Here is a 14143-nt window from a genome sequence, read left to right as displayed (position 1 = left end):
GCAGGCGGTCGTATGCAGGCGATCGCCTACAGACGACGGCGCGCAGGCGGTCGTATGCAGACAGCGGTATGCGATCCACCCGCGTCTGTCTTCAGGCGACTGCATACCGGCGACCGTCTACAGGACGGCGTACACACGCACCCGTATAGAGTCGCCCGTCTACCGCAGATCCCGCCCCGTCTCCAGCACCTCCCGAGCCTGTGCCACCAATCCCTCCGCCCCGCAGGCCCGGGCCAGGTCCAGACCCCGGCCCAGTTCCGCGGCCGAGCCGGCGGCGATGCCGTACTCGATGCGGGCCGCCGCGTGTTCGTACTGGCAGGGCGAGGCCTCCAGGTAGGTGACGGCGCGGGCGGCGAGCTGGACCGCGCGCCGGCCCGTTTCCAGGGCGGCGGCGCAGCGCAGGGCCTCGCCGATGGCGGTGTCCGTGCCGAACCGCTCGGCCTGCCGGCGGGCGTCGGCCACGAGTTGGGCGGCCCGGCCCGGGTCCTGCTCGGCGAGGGCCTTGGCCAGTTCGATGGACCAGGGGGCGAGGACCGGGTTGTGGCCGCCGCGGGAGGCGGCGGTCTTCTCGGCGGACTCCAGTTCGTTGATGCCCTCCTCGGTGCGGCCGACGGCGAGGAGCAGCCGGCCGCGTACCGAGCGGATGTCGGGCAGCACGATGGTGGACGGGTAGGGCGGCGCGAAGCCGTACTGTTCGGCGACCGACCAGGCCTCCTCCACCCGGCCCCGGGCCAGCAGGGTGTCGACCAGTCCGCAGCTGGCCGACCAGTACAGCGGCAGGCGGCGGCCGACGCGTTCGGCGAGGACCAGGGCCTCGCGGAGGGCGGACTCGGCGTCGCGGAGCCGGCCCTGCCTGCGGTAGGCGAGCCCGAGGAAGGCGTTGGCCAGGGAGAGGTGGCCGCCGCGCCAGCCGGCCGTGGTGTAGACACGGCGGGCCTCGGCGAACAGGCTCTCGGCCCGGTCGAGCCGGTCGGTGTAGGCGTACGCGCTGCCGAGCATCATCAGCAGCTCCATGCCCCACTCGGGGTCGGTCCAGCCGAGTCCGGGCGCGAGCCGGCCGTTGACGAGGGCGCGGTCGCACAGTTCGAGGACCTCGTCGGCGCTCTCGCCGTGGGTCATCGCGTCGAAGCCGCGCAGGATCAGCAGGGTGCGTTCGGCGTTGTCACGGCCGGAGCAGGTGCTCGCCAGTTCGGCGAGGCGCCGGGAGCGGGCCGGGGAGACGATCTCGCCGTGGATGCCCTCCCACATGAACTGGAACGCCTGCAGCCGCATCCGCACGGGGCCGGCCTCGTGCCGGGCGGCTTCGGCCTCGACCGTGCGGACGGCCTCCTCCAGCTGGTCGTTGTGGAGCAGCGCCTGGGAGAGGCGGACGACGGCGTCGACCCGGTCGTCCCCGTCCAGGCCGGGCATGCCGAGCGCGCTCTGCAGATGGTCGATGGTGACGGCGGGGCTGGTCAGCAGGGCGGCGCAGCCCAGTTCGTAGAGGACGTGCGCGTGCACCTCGGGGCGGGGCGGCTCCTGGAGCGCGCGTTCCAGGCAGCGGCGGGCCGCGTCGGGCGCGCCGACGGCGAGGTGCTCGCGGGCGGCCTCGCGCAGCTGCTCGACGAGTTCCTCGTCGTCGTCCGGGTGCACCTTGAGCAGGTGCCGGGCGGCCTCGGCGGCGCCCCGGCCCAGCTCGGTGATGATCTGCGCGGCGACGCCGTGCATGGCCGTGCACACGCCGGGCGGGATGGAGTTGTAGACGGCGGTGGCGATGAGCGGGTGGACGAACTCCAGCTCGTCGCCGGCCGGTTCGGGGCCGGCGGCCGGCTGGGGTTCGGTGAGGATGCGGGCGTTGCACAGCAGCTCGGCGCATTGCCGGGCGAGTTCGTCGTTCATGGTGGCGAGGCGGGCGACCATGTCGACGGTGATGCCGGTGCCGAGGATGGCGGCGGCCCACGCGAACCGGGTGGCCTCCAGGCCGAGGCCCTTGAGCCGGTCGACCAGTCCGCCGCCGCGGGCCGCGCGGTTGAGCGCGCGCAGTTCCGCCGCCTGCGCCTCGGCCGGCTGGAGTTCGCTGTCCTGGACCTTGGCGAGGAGTTCGACGGTGTCGTACGGGTTGCCGCCGGTGACGGCCCAGACCTCGCGGCAGAACGGATCGTCGGCGTGCCGGCCGAGGGTGGCGCGGGTCAGCCCGGCGGTGGCGTCCGGGGTGAGGGCGCTCAGGTTGTGGACGGGGCGGCCCGCGGCGGCGGCCACCTCGTCGAGCAGGCGGGCGCTGTCGCCGTCGGCCTCGCCCGGACGGCGGGCGACCACGACGAGGACGGACAGGTCGTCCAGGCGTGTGGCGAACGCGGCGAGCCAGCGCAGGGTCTCCTGGTCGGCCCAGTGGGCGTCGTCGATGAGGAGTACCAGCGGCCATTCGCGGCGGGCGAGCCGGCGCACCGCGGCGACGAGTCCGTCGCACACGTACTGCGGGTCGGCGTTGTCCCCTTGCGGTTCGGCTATGCCGAGGGCGGGGCCGGCGATGTCGTACCAGTCGCCGAGGTACTCGCGGGCCTCCTCGGGGAGTAAGGACAGCAGCGCCGGCTGGAGCAACTGCCGTACGACGTGGAACGGGACCGATCTCAGGGTCTCGGCGCCGCGGGCGGACCAGACGGCGCAGCCGCGGCGTTCGGCGGTGCGGCGGATCTCGGCCAGCAGCGCGGTCTTGCCGAGTCCGGCCTCGCCGCGCAGGACCAGCAGGCTGCCCGCGGACGACTGGTCCGCGCACAGGACGTCGAGTGCCTGCGCGACGGTGGCGATCTCGGCGTCCCGCTCCCACAGGGGAGCCGAGCCGGCCGCCGACGGCCGTCCCTCCGTCATCCCGTTACCTCCCCGGGTCGCCCGAATGACGTACAGAGCCTGAGCGTAGCCGTCCGGCGGGGTCCGCGGTGGCCGGTCGCGGCACCTGTTGCCCACGCGGGTGAAAGAGGGTGCGGTCAGGCGACGCGCGCGCCTGCCCGACCAGCGGACGGAGTGTCAACAAGGCCGCGGCCGGGGCGGCAAACCGGGCGGAATGCCGCGGTCCGCACACGGGCCGCCGATCCTCTCATCCGACTTTCACCGTCGCCTCATACGGTGGGGGCATGACGCAGGTGACTCCTCCCGGCTGGTACCCCGACCCCGGGCAGCAGAACGACGGTCCGCCCACCGAGCGCTGGTGGGACGGCAAGGCCTGGACGGACCGCACCCGTCCCGCCGGCACGGCCGCCTCCTGGGGTCCCCCGGGACAGCCGCCGGCGCACGGCCCGCAGCCGGCCGGCCCGGCCCCTTCGGCCCCCGCGGGGTACGGCGCCCACCCGGAACACCCTGGCTATCCGGGCTACCCGGGCTATCCCGCGCAGCCGCCGGCCCCGCCCCGGCGCGGACTGCGTACGGGCATAGCCGTCACGGTGACGGCCGCCGTCCTGGCGTGCGTCGGGGTGGGCGTGTACGTCCTCGCCAAGGGTGACAGCGACGGCGGCGGCGACCGGGCGGGCTCGCGGCAGGGCCCGGGCGGCGGGCAGGACGGCGGACACGGCGGAGTGTCCGGCGGGCCCGGCGCCCCGGACGGCTCCGGCGGGGCCTCGCCCTCCCCGCAGCGGTCCGAGGCGCCGAAGGTCGAGGGCGGCGGCTCGGTGGCGGACCCGGTCAACGGGATCAGCCTGCCGGTGCCGCACGGCTGGACCGGGCAGGCGATCGGCATCGGCGCGCAGGTGACCTCCGGCACCTCCTACAAGTGCCCGGGCGACACGGCCCAGACGTGCACCGCGGGCGGCGCCTACTCCGCTCCGGCGCCGGTGCTGAAGGCGAAGGGCCACACGGCCGAGGAGGTCGCCAAGGCGGACATCGCGGCCAACGCCGAGCAGTCCTACGGCGGCACCACCTACGGCAGCATCACCTCGCACCGCCAACTGGCCTCCCAGGCGGTGACGGTGGCCGGGCAGAAGGGCTACCTGGTGCGCTGGAAGGCGGTCACCAGCAAGGGCGCCGACGGCTACGTCGAGTCGGTCGCCTTCCCCTCCCCCAACGACGCCCGGCAGATCGTGGTCGTCCGCTTCGGCATCGACGCCGGGCAGGAACTGTCCGTCATCGACGAGATCCTCAAGGGGATCAAGGTCTCCTCCGGCGGCGGGAACGGCCAGAACGTCTGAGACCGGCCCCCGGAACACGATCGGCCGGGTGGGATTCCCCTCCGCTCAAGAGGAACCCCACCCGGCCGGGGGTGCGCGCCGCCCCCGTCCCCACGGTGCGGCGCGGGCAGGTCGCCGTCCAGTCATCCCGTGGACGGCGGCCTGGGTCTCATATCGGCTGTCTCGGCCGCCTCATGCCAGTCCGAGCGCGGGCAGCACGGCGGCCTCCACGAACCGGGCCAGGTAGTCGGAGTCGGCGTACTGGCCGGTGAGCACCGGCCGTACGCGCAGGACGCCGAACATCATGGCGGGGATGTACTCCAGCGCCGGGTGGCCCGCCCGGACCTCGCCCCGGGCCACACCCCGGGCGAGGATCTCCTCCAGCGCGGCGATCTCCGGGTCCACCAGCGCCTCGCGCAGCGCCCGGGCCAGCTCCTGGTCGGCCGTCACCGCGTGGCCCAGCGCCTGCAGCAGCCGGGTGTCCTTGCCGGACCAGTCGCCCGCGGCCCGCGCGGCCTGGCGCAGGTCCTCGGCGAGTGATCCGGTGTCGATGCCGGCGAACTTCACCCGGCGGTTGGCGCGCAGCGCCGCCGCGACGAACTGCGGCTTGGTCTTCCACTGCCGGTAGAGCGTGGACTTGCTGCACCGGGTGGTGGCGGCGATGCCCTCCATGGTGACGGAGTCGTAGCCGCATTCGCGGATCTGGTCCAGCACGGCGTCGAAGAACTCCCGTTCACGCTCCGGCGTGATCTTGGAGCGGCGCGAGGCGACGACCGTGTCCGGTCCGTCCGCGGCCTGCGACGTCATGCGGTGCTTCCCCTCACTCGTGCCTGATTCCCAGTGTGTCGCACATCAATCGATACGCCAGTGTACCGGTACTCAGCCGTATCGGTACACTGGCGTATCGGTACGGCAACGTATCGATCAGTACCGGACCGACCGGGACGCACGCACCACCACCGCACCACCGTCAGCGAAGGGGCCGGGGGATGAACGCCCGAACCGAGCCTGCGGAGACGGACACCGAGCCGGAAGCACCGGCACGGCCGCCTCTGATACGTGAGTTCCTGCTGGTCGCAGGACTCTTCCTCGTCTACAAGCTCGGCCGGCAGCTGGCCGCCGGCCACACCGGCGAGGCGTACCGCAACGCCCGCCGCGTGTGGCACCTGGAACGGACCGCGCACCTCCCCGACGAGACCACCGTGCAGTCCGCACTGCTGCACGGCGACACCCTCGTCCACGTGGCGAACACCTACTACGCCACCGTCCACTTCCCCGCGACCCTCGCCTTCCTCGTCTGGCTCTACCTGCGGCGGCCCGCCCACTACGTCTGGGCCCGCCGGGTCCTCGCCGCCGTCACCAGCGCCGCCCTCGTCCTGCCGTTCACCTTCCCGCTGGCCCCGCCCCGGATGCTGCCGGCCACCGGCCTCATCGACACCGGCCGCGTCTACGGCCCCTCCGTGTACGGCCCCCCGTCCAGCGACCACCTCTCCAACCAGTTCGCGGCCATGCCCTCGCTGCACTTCGGCTGGGCGCTGATGCTCGCGATCGGCCTGATCGCCGCCACCCGGTCCCGATGGCGCTGGCTCTGGCTGCTGCACCCCCTGATCACCCTGCTGGTGATCGTCGGCACGGCCAACCACTACTGGCTCGACGCGATCGTCGCCACCGCCATGCTCGGCCTCGCCCTCGCCGCCGTCCACCGGCCGCAGCGCACCGCCACCACGGCAGGGCTCGGCACCGGCCGGCTGATCACACCCGAGCCCGTCCTGGCGGGAGCGGGCCGATGAGCACCGCCGCCCTGACCGCCCTCGGCCTGTCCCTCGTCTCCGCCGTCGCCTACGCCCTCGCCGCCGTCGCCCAGGAACGCCTCGCCGCACGCGGCGCCGACACCGGCACCGGCTTGCTGCGGCTGCTGGGCACCGGCGCCTGGTGGTCGGCGGTCGGCCTCAACGCCGCCGCCGCACTCCTGCACGTCATCGCCCTGAAGTACGGCCCGCTGACCGTCGTACAGCCCCTCGGCGCACTCACCCTGGTCGCCGCCGTGCCGCTCGGCGCGCGGGCGGCCGGACGGCGGGTCAGCACCGCGGAGTGGCGCGGCACGGCACTCACCCTGCTCGGACTCGCCGCCCTGCTGATCACCGCCTCCGGGCCGGCACCCGCCCGGGTCCTGTCCCTGCCCGAGGCCCTGGCCGTCGCCGGTACGACGGCCACCGCCATCGGCCTGCTGACCCGGCCCGGCGCCCGGCCGGGCCTCCGGCACGCGACCGCGTCCGGCTTCGCCTCCGGCGTCGCCTCCGCCCTCACCCAGACGGTCACCGTGGCAGCCACCGACCGCACCGGCCCGGCCCTCGGCACCGAGGTGATCGTGGTCGCCGTCCTCGTCGCCGGCTTCGCCGTCGGCGGACTCCTGCTGTCCCAGACCGCCTACCGCGGCGGCCTCGGCGCCCCCCTGGCCGTCGTCACCCTCGCCAACCCGATCACCGCCGCGGTCATCGGCCTCACCCTGCTGGGCCAGGGCCTGCAGGGCGGTGCGGCGGGGGTACTCCTGGCCATGGCGGGAGCGGGGCTGGCGGCGTGGGGGGTCGTGCTGCTCACCCGGGCGGCCCCGCAGGACGGCGGCGGTGCCGGCCGCGCCGGGCGGTCGCAAGGGCCCGGGGAGTACGGCGGGCACGACGAGCATCCGGTGGCCGCGGTGCTGGCGCTGGAGCCGGGGTCGGCGGCGGCCGAGCCTGCGCTGGCGCCCCGGCAGCCGGAGCAGCCGGGGCATCTCACGGCGCTGTGATCTGCAGACGGAATGCGACATACGACATACGAGATACGGCATACGGCATACGGCATACGGAATGCGGCAGACGGCAGACGGCAGACGGCAGACCTTATACAGCCGACGGCATACGGCGGCGGCCGGTGCGCGGAGACATCCGCGTACCGGCCGCCGTCGCCGTACTCGCCCCGGGGCTACCGGTCCTCGCTGGTCACCCCCAGCCGCGCGCGTCCTGCTTGAGGGCGGTGTCCACGGTGAGCGCGGTGGCCACCACGAGGCTCAGCAGCGGTTCGGGCAGCTGGTAGTGGATCTGCAGGACGTAGTTGTCCGCGGTGGTGAACAGGGTCTTGGCGAGGCCTTCCCAGGTCTTGGTGATCCGGGCGACCTCGTTGTCCGCGTGGTCGACGATGGCGAAGTTCCAGGCCCGCCAGTTCTCCGCCTTGATCGCGCCGACCTGCTGGCCGTTCGCCGTCATCGCGAAGTTGATCTTGCCGATCATGTTCTTCTGGACGATCTCGCCGACCGGTGAGCCGTCCGGGCGGGTGACGACGACCCGCGACTTGAAGATCTTCGCGGGCCGGGTCAGCAGCAGCAGCGGCTGGCCGTAGGCGTCGCGGATCTCCAGCTTGTGGGTGAGGAACTGGTCGAGGCTGGAGACGAAGCGCAGGATCTTGCGCAGTACGCCCTGCCCGACCTGGGTGACCGACCCGATCTCGCGGCCGCTCTGATCCATGACCTTGTACTCGTTGGTCAGCTCGATCAGCTTGGCCTTCTGGTTCACGACCAGGACGGGCTCGGTGAAGAGGGTGCCGCCACCGGGGCCGCCCGCCGTGACGCCGGCCTGCTGCTGGACCTGGCGCTGCACCCTGGCGTCGCCGGCCTGCTGCTGCGGGAAGGGGGCCTGCTGCGGCGGAACCTGCCCGGCCGGCTGCTGGGCCGGATTGGTGTGCTCGGTCCACTGCGAGCCGTCCCAGTAGCGGAGGGTCTGCGTCGCCCCGTGCGGATCCGGGTACCAGCCTGCAGGAGTGTTCGATTGCGTGGTCACCGGGGCACACTACCCTGCTGTGACCGGTACCTGACCAGCCCGCACGGAGCGGTGTTCATCGCTCGTTCACGCCGTGACGATCGCCGGGTCGCTGACGCCGGGCAGCCCGTTCTCCACGTGACCGGCGAAGCCGCGCAGGAAGGCGGGGTCGGCGTCGGAGGTGACGGTCAGGTCGTACCAGCGCTTGCTCGCCGCGAGGGCGACGGTGTGCCGTACGGTCGCGCCGGGGCGCACCGTCACCGTGACCGGGGTGCCGCCGTAACCGTCGGCCAGCTTCAGCTTCGCGGTGCCGGAGCCCTTGTTGGTGAAGGTGAGCTCGATGTCGTCCCCCGCGTGCCGGGCCGTGACCTCGCACCCGGCGACCTTGTTGCGGCCCTTGAAGACGCGCAGGAAGCCGTTGGGGCCGTGCACGGCGAGGTCGTAGCTGCCGCCGGAGTAGACCGAGTTCCAGGTGTCCGAGAGCGTCTTGCCGGCCTGCGTGGTGTAGGTCCAGGGGCCGTCGGTGCGGCTGTTGGACGTGACGAGGAAGGCCGCGCCCGCGTACGCGCCCGAGGCGAACGTGAGCGTGAACTTCCCGGCCGCGGTGTCCGCCGAACCGTCCACCACCGGGACGTACTTCAGCGGGCGGGTGGGCCGGCTGCCGGGCTCCTGCCGGGGCAGCGACGGGTTGGCGGGCGGCTTGGGCACGTAGTCGGGGTGGCGGTCGTGGTCCTTCGGGAGGTAGCCGGCCGTGGCGGGCAGGGCGACGGGCGCGATGTCCTTGCGGGAGAAGTCGAAGGCGCTGGTCAGGTCGCCGCAGACGGTGCGCCGCCAGGGCGAGATGTTCGGCTCCCGGACACCGAAGCGCCGCTCGATGAACCGGATGATCGAGGTGTGGTCGAGGGTCTCGGAGCAGACGTAGCCGCCCTTGCTCCACGGGGAGACGACCAGCATCGGCACCCGCTGGCCGAGTCCGTAGGGGCCGGCGACGTGGCCGGCGTCGCCCTTGAACAGGTCCGGCGCGGGGTCGACCGTCGACTTGCCCTGGGCGGCGGAGGCGGGCGGGTAGGGCGGGATGACGTGGTCGAAGAAGCCGTCGTTCTCGTCGTAGGTGATGAACAGCGCGGTCTTCCCCCACACGTCGGGGTTGGCGGTGAGCGCGTCCAGGACCTGGGAGACGTACCAGGCGCCGTAGTTCGCGGGCCAGTTGGGGTGTTCGGTGAAGGCTTCGGGGGCGACGATCCAGGAGACCTGGGGCAGCCGGTCCGCCTGGACGTCGGCTTTGAGCTGGTCGAAGAAGCCTTCGCCCTTGCGGGCGTCGGTGCCGGTGCGGGCCTTGTCGTACAGGGGGTCGCCGGGACCGGCGGTGCGGTACCGGTTGAAGTAGAGGAGCGAGTTGTCGCCGTAGTTGCCGCGGTAGGCGTCGTTGATCCAGCCCCAGCCGCCGCCTGCGTCGAGACCGTCGCCGACGTCCTGGTAGATCTTCCAGGAGACCCCGGCCTGCTCCAGGCGTTCGGGGTACGTGGTCCAGCCGTACCCCTTCTCGTCGTTGCCGAGGACAGGGCCGCCGCCCGTGCCGTCGTTGCCGGTGTAACCCGTCCACATGTAGTAGCGGTTGGGGTCGGTGGAGCCGATGAGCGAGCAGTGGTACGCGTCGCAGATGGTGAAGGCGTCCGCGAGCGCGTAGTGGAAGGGGATGTCGTCGCGGGTCAGGTACGCCATCGTCGTCGCGGACTTGGCAGGCACCCACTTGTCGTACTTGCCGCCGTTGAACGCGGTGTGGCCGTCGTTCCAGCCGTGCGGGAGGTCCTGGATGAAGGCCAGTCCCAGGTCGTCGGCGTCGGGGTGGAACGGCAGGACGTCCTTCGTACCGTCGGACTGTTTCCAGACCGACCTGCCGTTCTGGGTGACCGGGCGGGGGTCGCCGAAGCCGCGTACCCCTCGGAGCGAGCCGAAGTAGTGATCGAAGGAACGGTTCTCCTGCATCAGGACGACGATGTGCTCGACATCGTCGACCGATCCGGTGCGGTAGTGGGCGGGCAGCGCGGCCGCGCGCTGGATGCTGCCGGACAGTGCCGTGAACGCCGTCGTGGCGCCGGCGAGTTGCAGGAACCGCCGCCGGTTGACTTCGGGCATGGGTGAGGGTCCTCTCATCCTGACGTACCAGATGCCGTCAGGTGACGGAATCTGCGCGGAGCGAGTGTTCCAAGAGCAGCAAACGTCAGGGAAGGGTCTGGTGGCGCCCATATGAAACTCGGCGGTCCGTGCGGTGCCGCGCGCCCGGCGGCGGGCGGCCCGCCGCTTCTCGTCCGCGTGGCCGTGCCCCGGCGCGTCCGCACCGGGGCACGGCCACGAGTGGCCTCAGGATGTCAGATAGGCCTCCACCTCGCTGAACTGACCCGCCGGCCAGCCCGTGTTGGCACTGACGGTCAGGCGGAGATAGCGCAGGTTCGTGCCGGCGGGCAGGGACACGGTCGCGGAGTTGCCGGTGGCCGGGTCGAAGCGGTAGCCCTGGGCACCGACGACGGTCGAGTAACCGGAGCCGTCGGTGCTGCCGAGCACCGTGACGGTCTGCGTACGGGCGCCCCAGGCGGCGGACGGCGGCAGCTTCAGCACCAGGCGGCGCACCGCGTAGGACGAGCCGAGGTCGACCGTCCAGGACTGCGGGAAGGCGTTGTTGGCGGACTCCCAGTAGCTGTTCGCGTCACCGTCGACCGCCTTGCCCGGCGTGTAGACGTCCTGGGAGCCGGTCGCGGTGGCCGGACGGCCCTTGGCGAGGTTCCGGCCGGGGTCGGGGTCGGGGTTGCCCTGCCCGGGCTGCGGCCAGGTGGAGCAGTCCGACCACGTGCTGTTCCATCCGGAGTTGCCGCCGCCGTCGGCGAGGGTGAAGGAGCCGGAGTTCGCCGGGTAGGGGCAGTTGTAGACGCCGGCCGCGCCGGTCTGGGTGGCGGTGACGTTCCTGAAGGCGGCCGCGCCCTGCGCCTCCGCCTGGACGACGACCGTACCGGTGTTCCGTACGGTCGCGCCGGAGACGTTGACGTTCCGCACCGGGTAGCCGTGCCCGCCGCCGGAGACGAACTCGAAGGCACTGTACGGGCTGTCGGTGATCGTCGTGTCGGTGATGTTCACGGTCGCGTCGATGGCGCTGTCGTAGGAGTCGACGCGCAGGGCGCCCATCGGGTGGTTCCAGTTGGGGTTCATCGCGCCGGTGCGCACCAGCGTGTTGCCGGCGACCGTGATGGTGCCGGCGAGGGGGTGGAAGGGGTCGAGGAACTTCTGGTTGGAGATGGCGATGCCGCTGCCGAGGGCGTTGGTGTCGGAGACCAGGTTGTTGCGAACGGCGATGTCGGTGCCGCCGTAGACGGCGATGCCGTTGGCGAGGTTGGGCTGCGAGATGGTGTTGTTCTCGAAGCTGGAGCCGGTGTCCGGGGAGTACAGCGACCACATGGCGAGGGAGTCGTCGCCCTGGTTGCGCAGGAAGTTGTTGCGGACCCGCACACCCTTCGCGCTGCCGTTGAGGTTGAGGCCGTCGGCGGTGGTGTCGAGGATGCGGCTGTTCTCCACCACCAGGTTGTCGTTGTTGCCCGTGAGCCACAGGCCGACCTTCAGGTGCTGGATCCACATGCCGGAGACCGACGAGTCGGGTCCGAGGGAGCCGTTGACGAAGTTGTCGGGGCTGGAGTCGACGCGTTCGGTGACCTCGCCGACGACCGCGAAGTCCTGGACGTGGACCTTCCCGGCCGAGGAGGACTGGTCGATGAAGCGGGAGGTGTGCACGACCGAGTACCAGCTGCCGGCGCCCTGGAGGGTCACGTTCTGCACGCCGTTCAGGGAGGACGTGATCCGGTAGTCGCCCGGCGGGATCCACACGGTGCCGCCCTGGGCCGCGGCGATGGCGTCGCGGAACGCCTGGGTGGAGTCGCCGCCGCCGCTGGGGTCGGCGCCCTTGGAGACGACGGAGACCGAACCGGCGGGCTGGGTGGCGGCCGGGGCGACCTGCTCGAAGTCGGCGACGTCGACGGTCACCGGGACGCCGGCCGCCTCGACGGCGACCTTGTCACCGGCCTGGACGTTCTGCCCGAGCAGCAGGCGGGTGTTGTCGAAGAAGTGGTGCGTCTTGGCGCCGGTGATCCAGCCGGTGTCGATGTACGAGTACTTGGAGGTCACCGGGAGGGTCCTGGCGAGCCGGGTGCCGTTGACGTACACGTTCAGCGCCCCGGACTGACCGTCCGGGACACTGTATGCAACATTCAGCGCATTGGCGGCACGCGGCACGGTGAACTCCACCCGCTGCCCGGCGGCGAGCCGCACGGCCTGCCGGCCGGAGGCCTCCGAGGCGAGGCTGCCCTGCGTGTAGTCCGGGCCGATGCGCGTACCCGTGCTCGCCGCCGACTCGGCCTCCACGGAGGTGAAGGGCAGCGTGGCGCCGGCCGCCGCGTGGGCGGCCGGGGCGACGGCGACGAGCATGCCGGCGGCGAGGGCGACGACCGCCCCGGTCGCCGGTATGCGCCTGACATGTCTGGCGGTGCTGCTGTGCATGTGCTGATCCCTTCGTGGTGGGGGTGCGTGGGATAGCAAGGTGCGTACGGATGCGGCTCAGGCGCGCAGCCAGGCCGCCGTGTCCTGCGGCAGCCGGCCCGCGTCGTCCAGTGGGCCGCTCGTGAGCAGGAGCCGGGAGTGCGCGGGGAGGCGGGCGGGCGTGGCCGCGAGGTTGACCACGCACAGCGCGCCGTCCGCGCGGGAGAAGGCGAGCACGTCGTCGGGGGCGGGCAGCCAGGTCAGGGGGCCGTCGCCGAACTGGGGGCGCAGGGCGATGGCCTGGCGGTAGAGGGTGAGCATGGAGTCGGGGTCCCGTAGTTGACGGTCGACTGCATACGATCGCCAGTCGACCGGCTGCGGCAGCCACGGCTCCTCGTGTGAACCGAATCCCGCATACGGCATACCGTCGACCCACGGCAGCGGCACCCGGCAGCCGTCACGGCCGGGGTCGGTTCCCTGCGATCGGAAGTACATCGGATCCTGTATGCGGTCGACCGGTATCTCGGCCTCCGGCAGCCCCAGTTCCTCCCCCTGGTAGACGTACACCGACCCGGGCAGTGCCAGCGACAGCAGCGCCGCGGCCCGTGCCCTGCGTGTTCCCAGTGCCAGGTCCGTCGGCGTGCCGAAGGCCTTGGTGGCGAAGTCGAAGGCGGTGTCTTCGCGGCCGTACCGGGTGACCGTGCGGGTGACGTCGTGGTTGCACAGCACCCAGGTGGCCGGGGCGCCGACGGGGGCGTGTTCGGCGAGGGTGGTGTCGATCGAGGCGCGCAGCCGGCCGGCGTCCCAGGGGCAGGTGAGGAAGGAGAAGTTGAAGGCGGTGTGGAGTTCGTCGGGGCGGAGGTAGCGGGCGAAGCGTTCGGGGTCGGGGAGCCAGACCTCGCCGACGAAGACGGCGTCGTACTCGTCGGCCACGCGCCGCCAGGAGCGGTAGACGGTGTGGAGTTCGTCGCGGTCGAGGAAGGGGTGCGGTCCGGGGTGTGCGGCGAGGTCGGGGAGGCCGGGGTCCTTGGCGAGCAGGGCGGCGGAGTCGATGCGGACGCCGGCGACGCCCCGCTCGAACCAGAAGCGCAGGATGTCCTCGTGTTCCCGGTGGACGGCCGGGTGGGCCCAGTTGAGGTCGGGTTGTTCGGGGGTGAACAGGTGGAGGTACCAGTCGCCGTCGGGCAGGCGGGTCCATACCGGTTCGGTGGAGCCGGCGAACTGTGACGGCCAGTCGTTCGGGGGGAGTTCGCCGTGCCGGCCGCGGCCGGGGCGGAAGTGGAAGAGGTCGCGTTCGGGGCTGCCGGGTCCGGCGGCGCGTGCGGCCCGGAACCAGGGGTGCTGGTCGGAGACGTGGTTGGGCACGATGTCGACGATGGTCCGGATGCCCAGCTCGCGGGCCTCGGCGATGAGTTTCTCGGCTTCGGCGAGGGTGCCGAAGGCGGGGTCGATGGTGCGGTAGTCGGCGACGTCGTAGCCGCCGTCCCTGAGGGGTGACAGGTACCAGGGGGTGAACCAGAGGGCGTCGACGCCGAGTCCGGCCAGGTACGGCAGCCGGGAGCGGACGCCCGCGAGGTCGCCGGTGCCGTCGCCGTCGCCATCGGCGAAGCTGCGGACGTACACCTGGTAGATGACGGCCGAGCGCCACCAGTCAGGGTCTTTCCGGGCATGGCTGGGCTGTCCCACGGGGCGTGCCTTTCT

Annotated in this window: 9 protein-coding genes; 3 read left to right on the top strand and 6 right to left on the bottom strand. The window is 72.3% G+C overall.

Annotated elements, in window-relative coordinates; all coding sequences use genetic code 11:
- Positions 1–159: 159 nt before the first annotated feature.
- On the bottom strand, positions 160–2844 hold the full coding sequence (locus tag IG05_RS0137955; RefSeq protein WP_030348674.1) for an ATP-binding protein: 2685 nt from the start codon (positions 2842–2844) through the stop codon (positions 160–162).
- A gap of 263 nt (positions 2845–3107) precedes the next feature.
- Between IG05_RS0137955 and IG05_RS0137950 the strand changes: the two genes are divergently transcribed.
- Positions 3108–4154, top strand: a complete 1047-nt coding sequence (locus IG05_RS0137950; protein WP_030348673.1) for a DUF2510 domain-containing protein — start codon at positions 3108–3110, stop codon at positions 4152–4154.
- A 171-nt stretch (positions 4155–4325) separates the two neighbouring features.
- Here the strand turns inward: IG05_RS0137950 and IG05_RS0137945 are convergent, their stop codons facing one another.
- Positions 4326–4940, bottom strand: a complete 615-nt coding sequence (locus IG05_RS0137945; protein WP_030348672.1) for a TetR/AcrR family transcriptional regulator — start codon at positions 4938–4940, stop codon at positions 4326–4328.
- A 182-nt stretch (positions 4941–5122) separates the two neighbouring features.
- Here IG05_RS0137945 and IG05_RS0137940 point away from each other — a divergent pair, with 182 nt between their 5' ends.
- Positions 5123–5923, top strand: a complete 801-nt coding sequence (locus tag IG05_RS0137940) for a phosphatase PAP2 family protein (RefSeq protein ID WP_030348671.1) — start codon at positions 5123–5125, stop codon at positions 5921–5923.
- Positions 5920–6918 carry a hypothetical protein gene (locus tag IG05_RS0137935; RefSeq protein ID WP_030348670.1) on the top strand — a complete coding sequence of 333 codons (999 nt, stop codon included), beginning with the start codon at positions 5920–5922 and terminating at the stop codon, positions 6916–6918. Before IG05_RS0137940 ends, IG05_RS0137935 begins: the two co-directional genes overlap by 4 nt.
- Positions 6919–7111: 193 nt before the next feature.
- On the opposite strand, the gene IG05_RS0137930 is transcribed toward IG05_RS0137935, so the two are convergent.
- The 4 genes from IG05_RS0137930 to IG05_RS0137915 all read right to left on the bottom strand — a co-directional run bounded on the left by IG05_RS0137930 (position 7112) and on the right by IG05_RS0137915 (position 14128).
- Positions 7112–7945: a phospholipid scramblase-related protein gene (locus IG05_RS0137930; protein WP_030348669.1), complete on the bottom strand. Its 834-nt coding sequence runs from the start codon at positions 7943–7945 to the stop codon at positions 7112–7114.
- 66 nt (positions 7946–8011) lie between these two features.
- A complete protein-coding gene (locus IG05_RS0137925) occupies positions 8012–10060 on the bottom strand; it encodes a phosphocholine-specific phospholipase C (RefSeq protein ID WP_030348668.1) in 2049 nt (682 codons plus the stop codon).
- Positions 10061–10285: 225 nt separating this feature from the next.
- Complete coding sequence (locus tag IG05_RS0137920; protein WP_030348667.1) at positions 10286–12463, bottom strand: discoidin domain-containing protein; 2178 nt, start codon at positions 12461–12463, stop codon at positions 10286–10288.
- A gap of 57 nt (positions 12464–12520) precedes the next feature.
- Positions 12521–14128, bottom strand: coding sequence for a glycoside hydrolase family 13 protein (locus tag IG05_RS0137915; protein WP_030348666.1), 1608 nt, complete (start codon positions 14126–14128; stop codon positions 12521–12523).
- Positions 14129–14143 lie beyond the last annotated feature (15 nt).

This window comes from Streptomyces sp. NRRL S-1022 (assembly GCF_000720135.1).
In the GTDB taxonomy this organism is placed as follows: Bacteria; Actinomycetota; Actinomycetes; order Streptomycetales; family Streptomycetaceae; genus Streptomyces.
The sequence above is the reverse complement of the archived record's forward strand: the minus strand, read 5'-3'. Positions and strand labels throughout refer to the sequence as shown.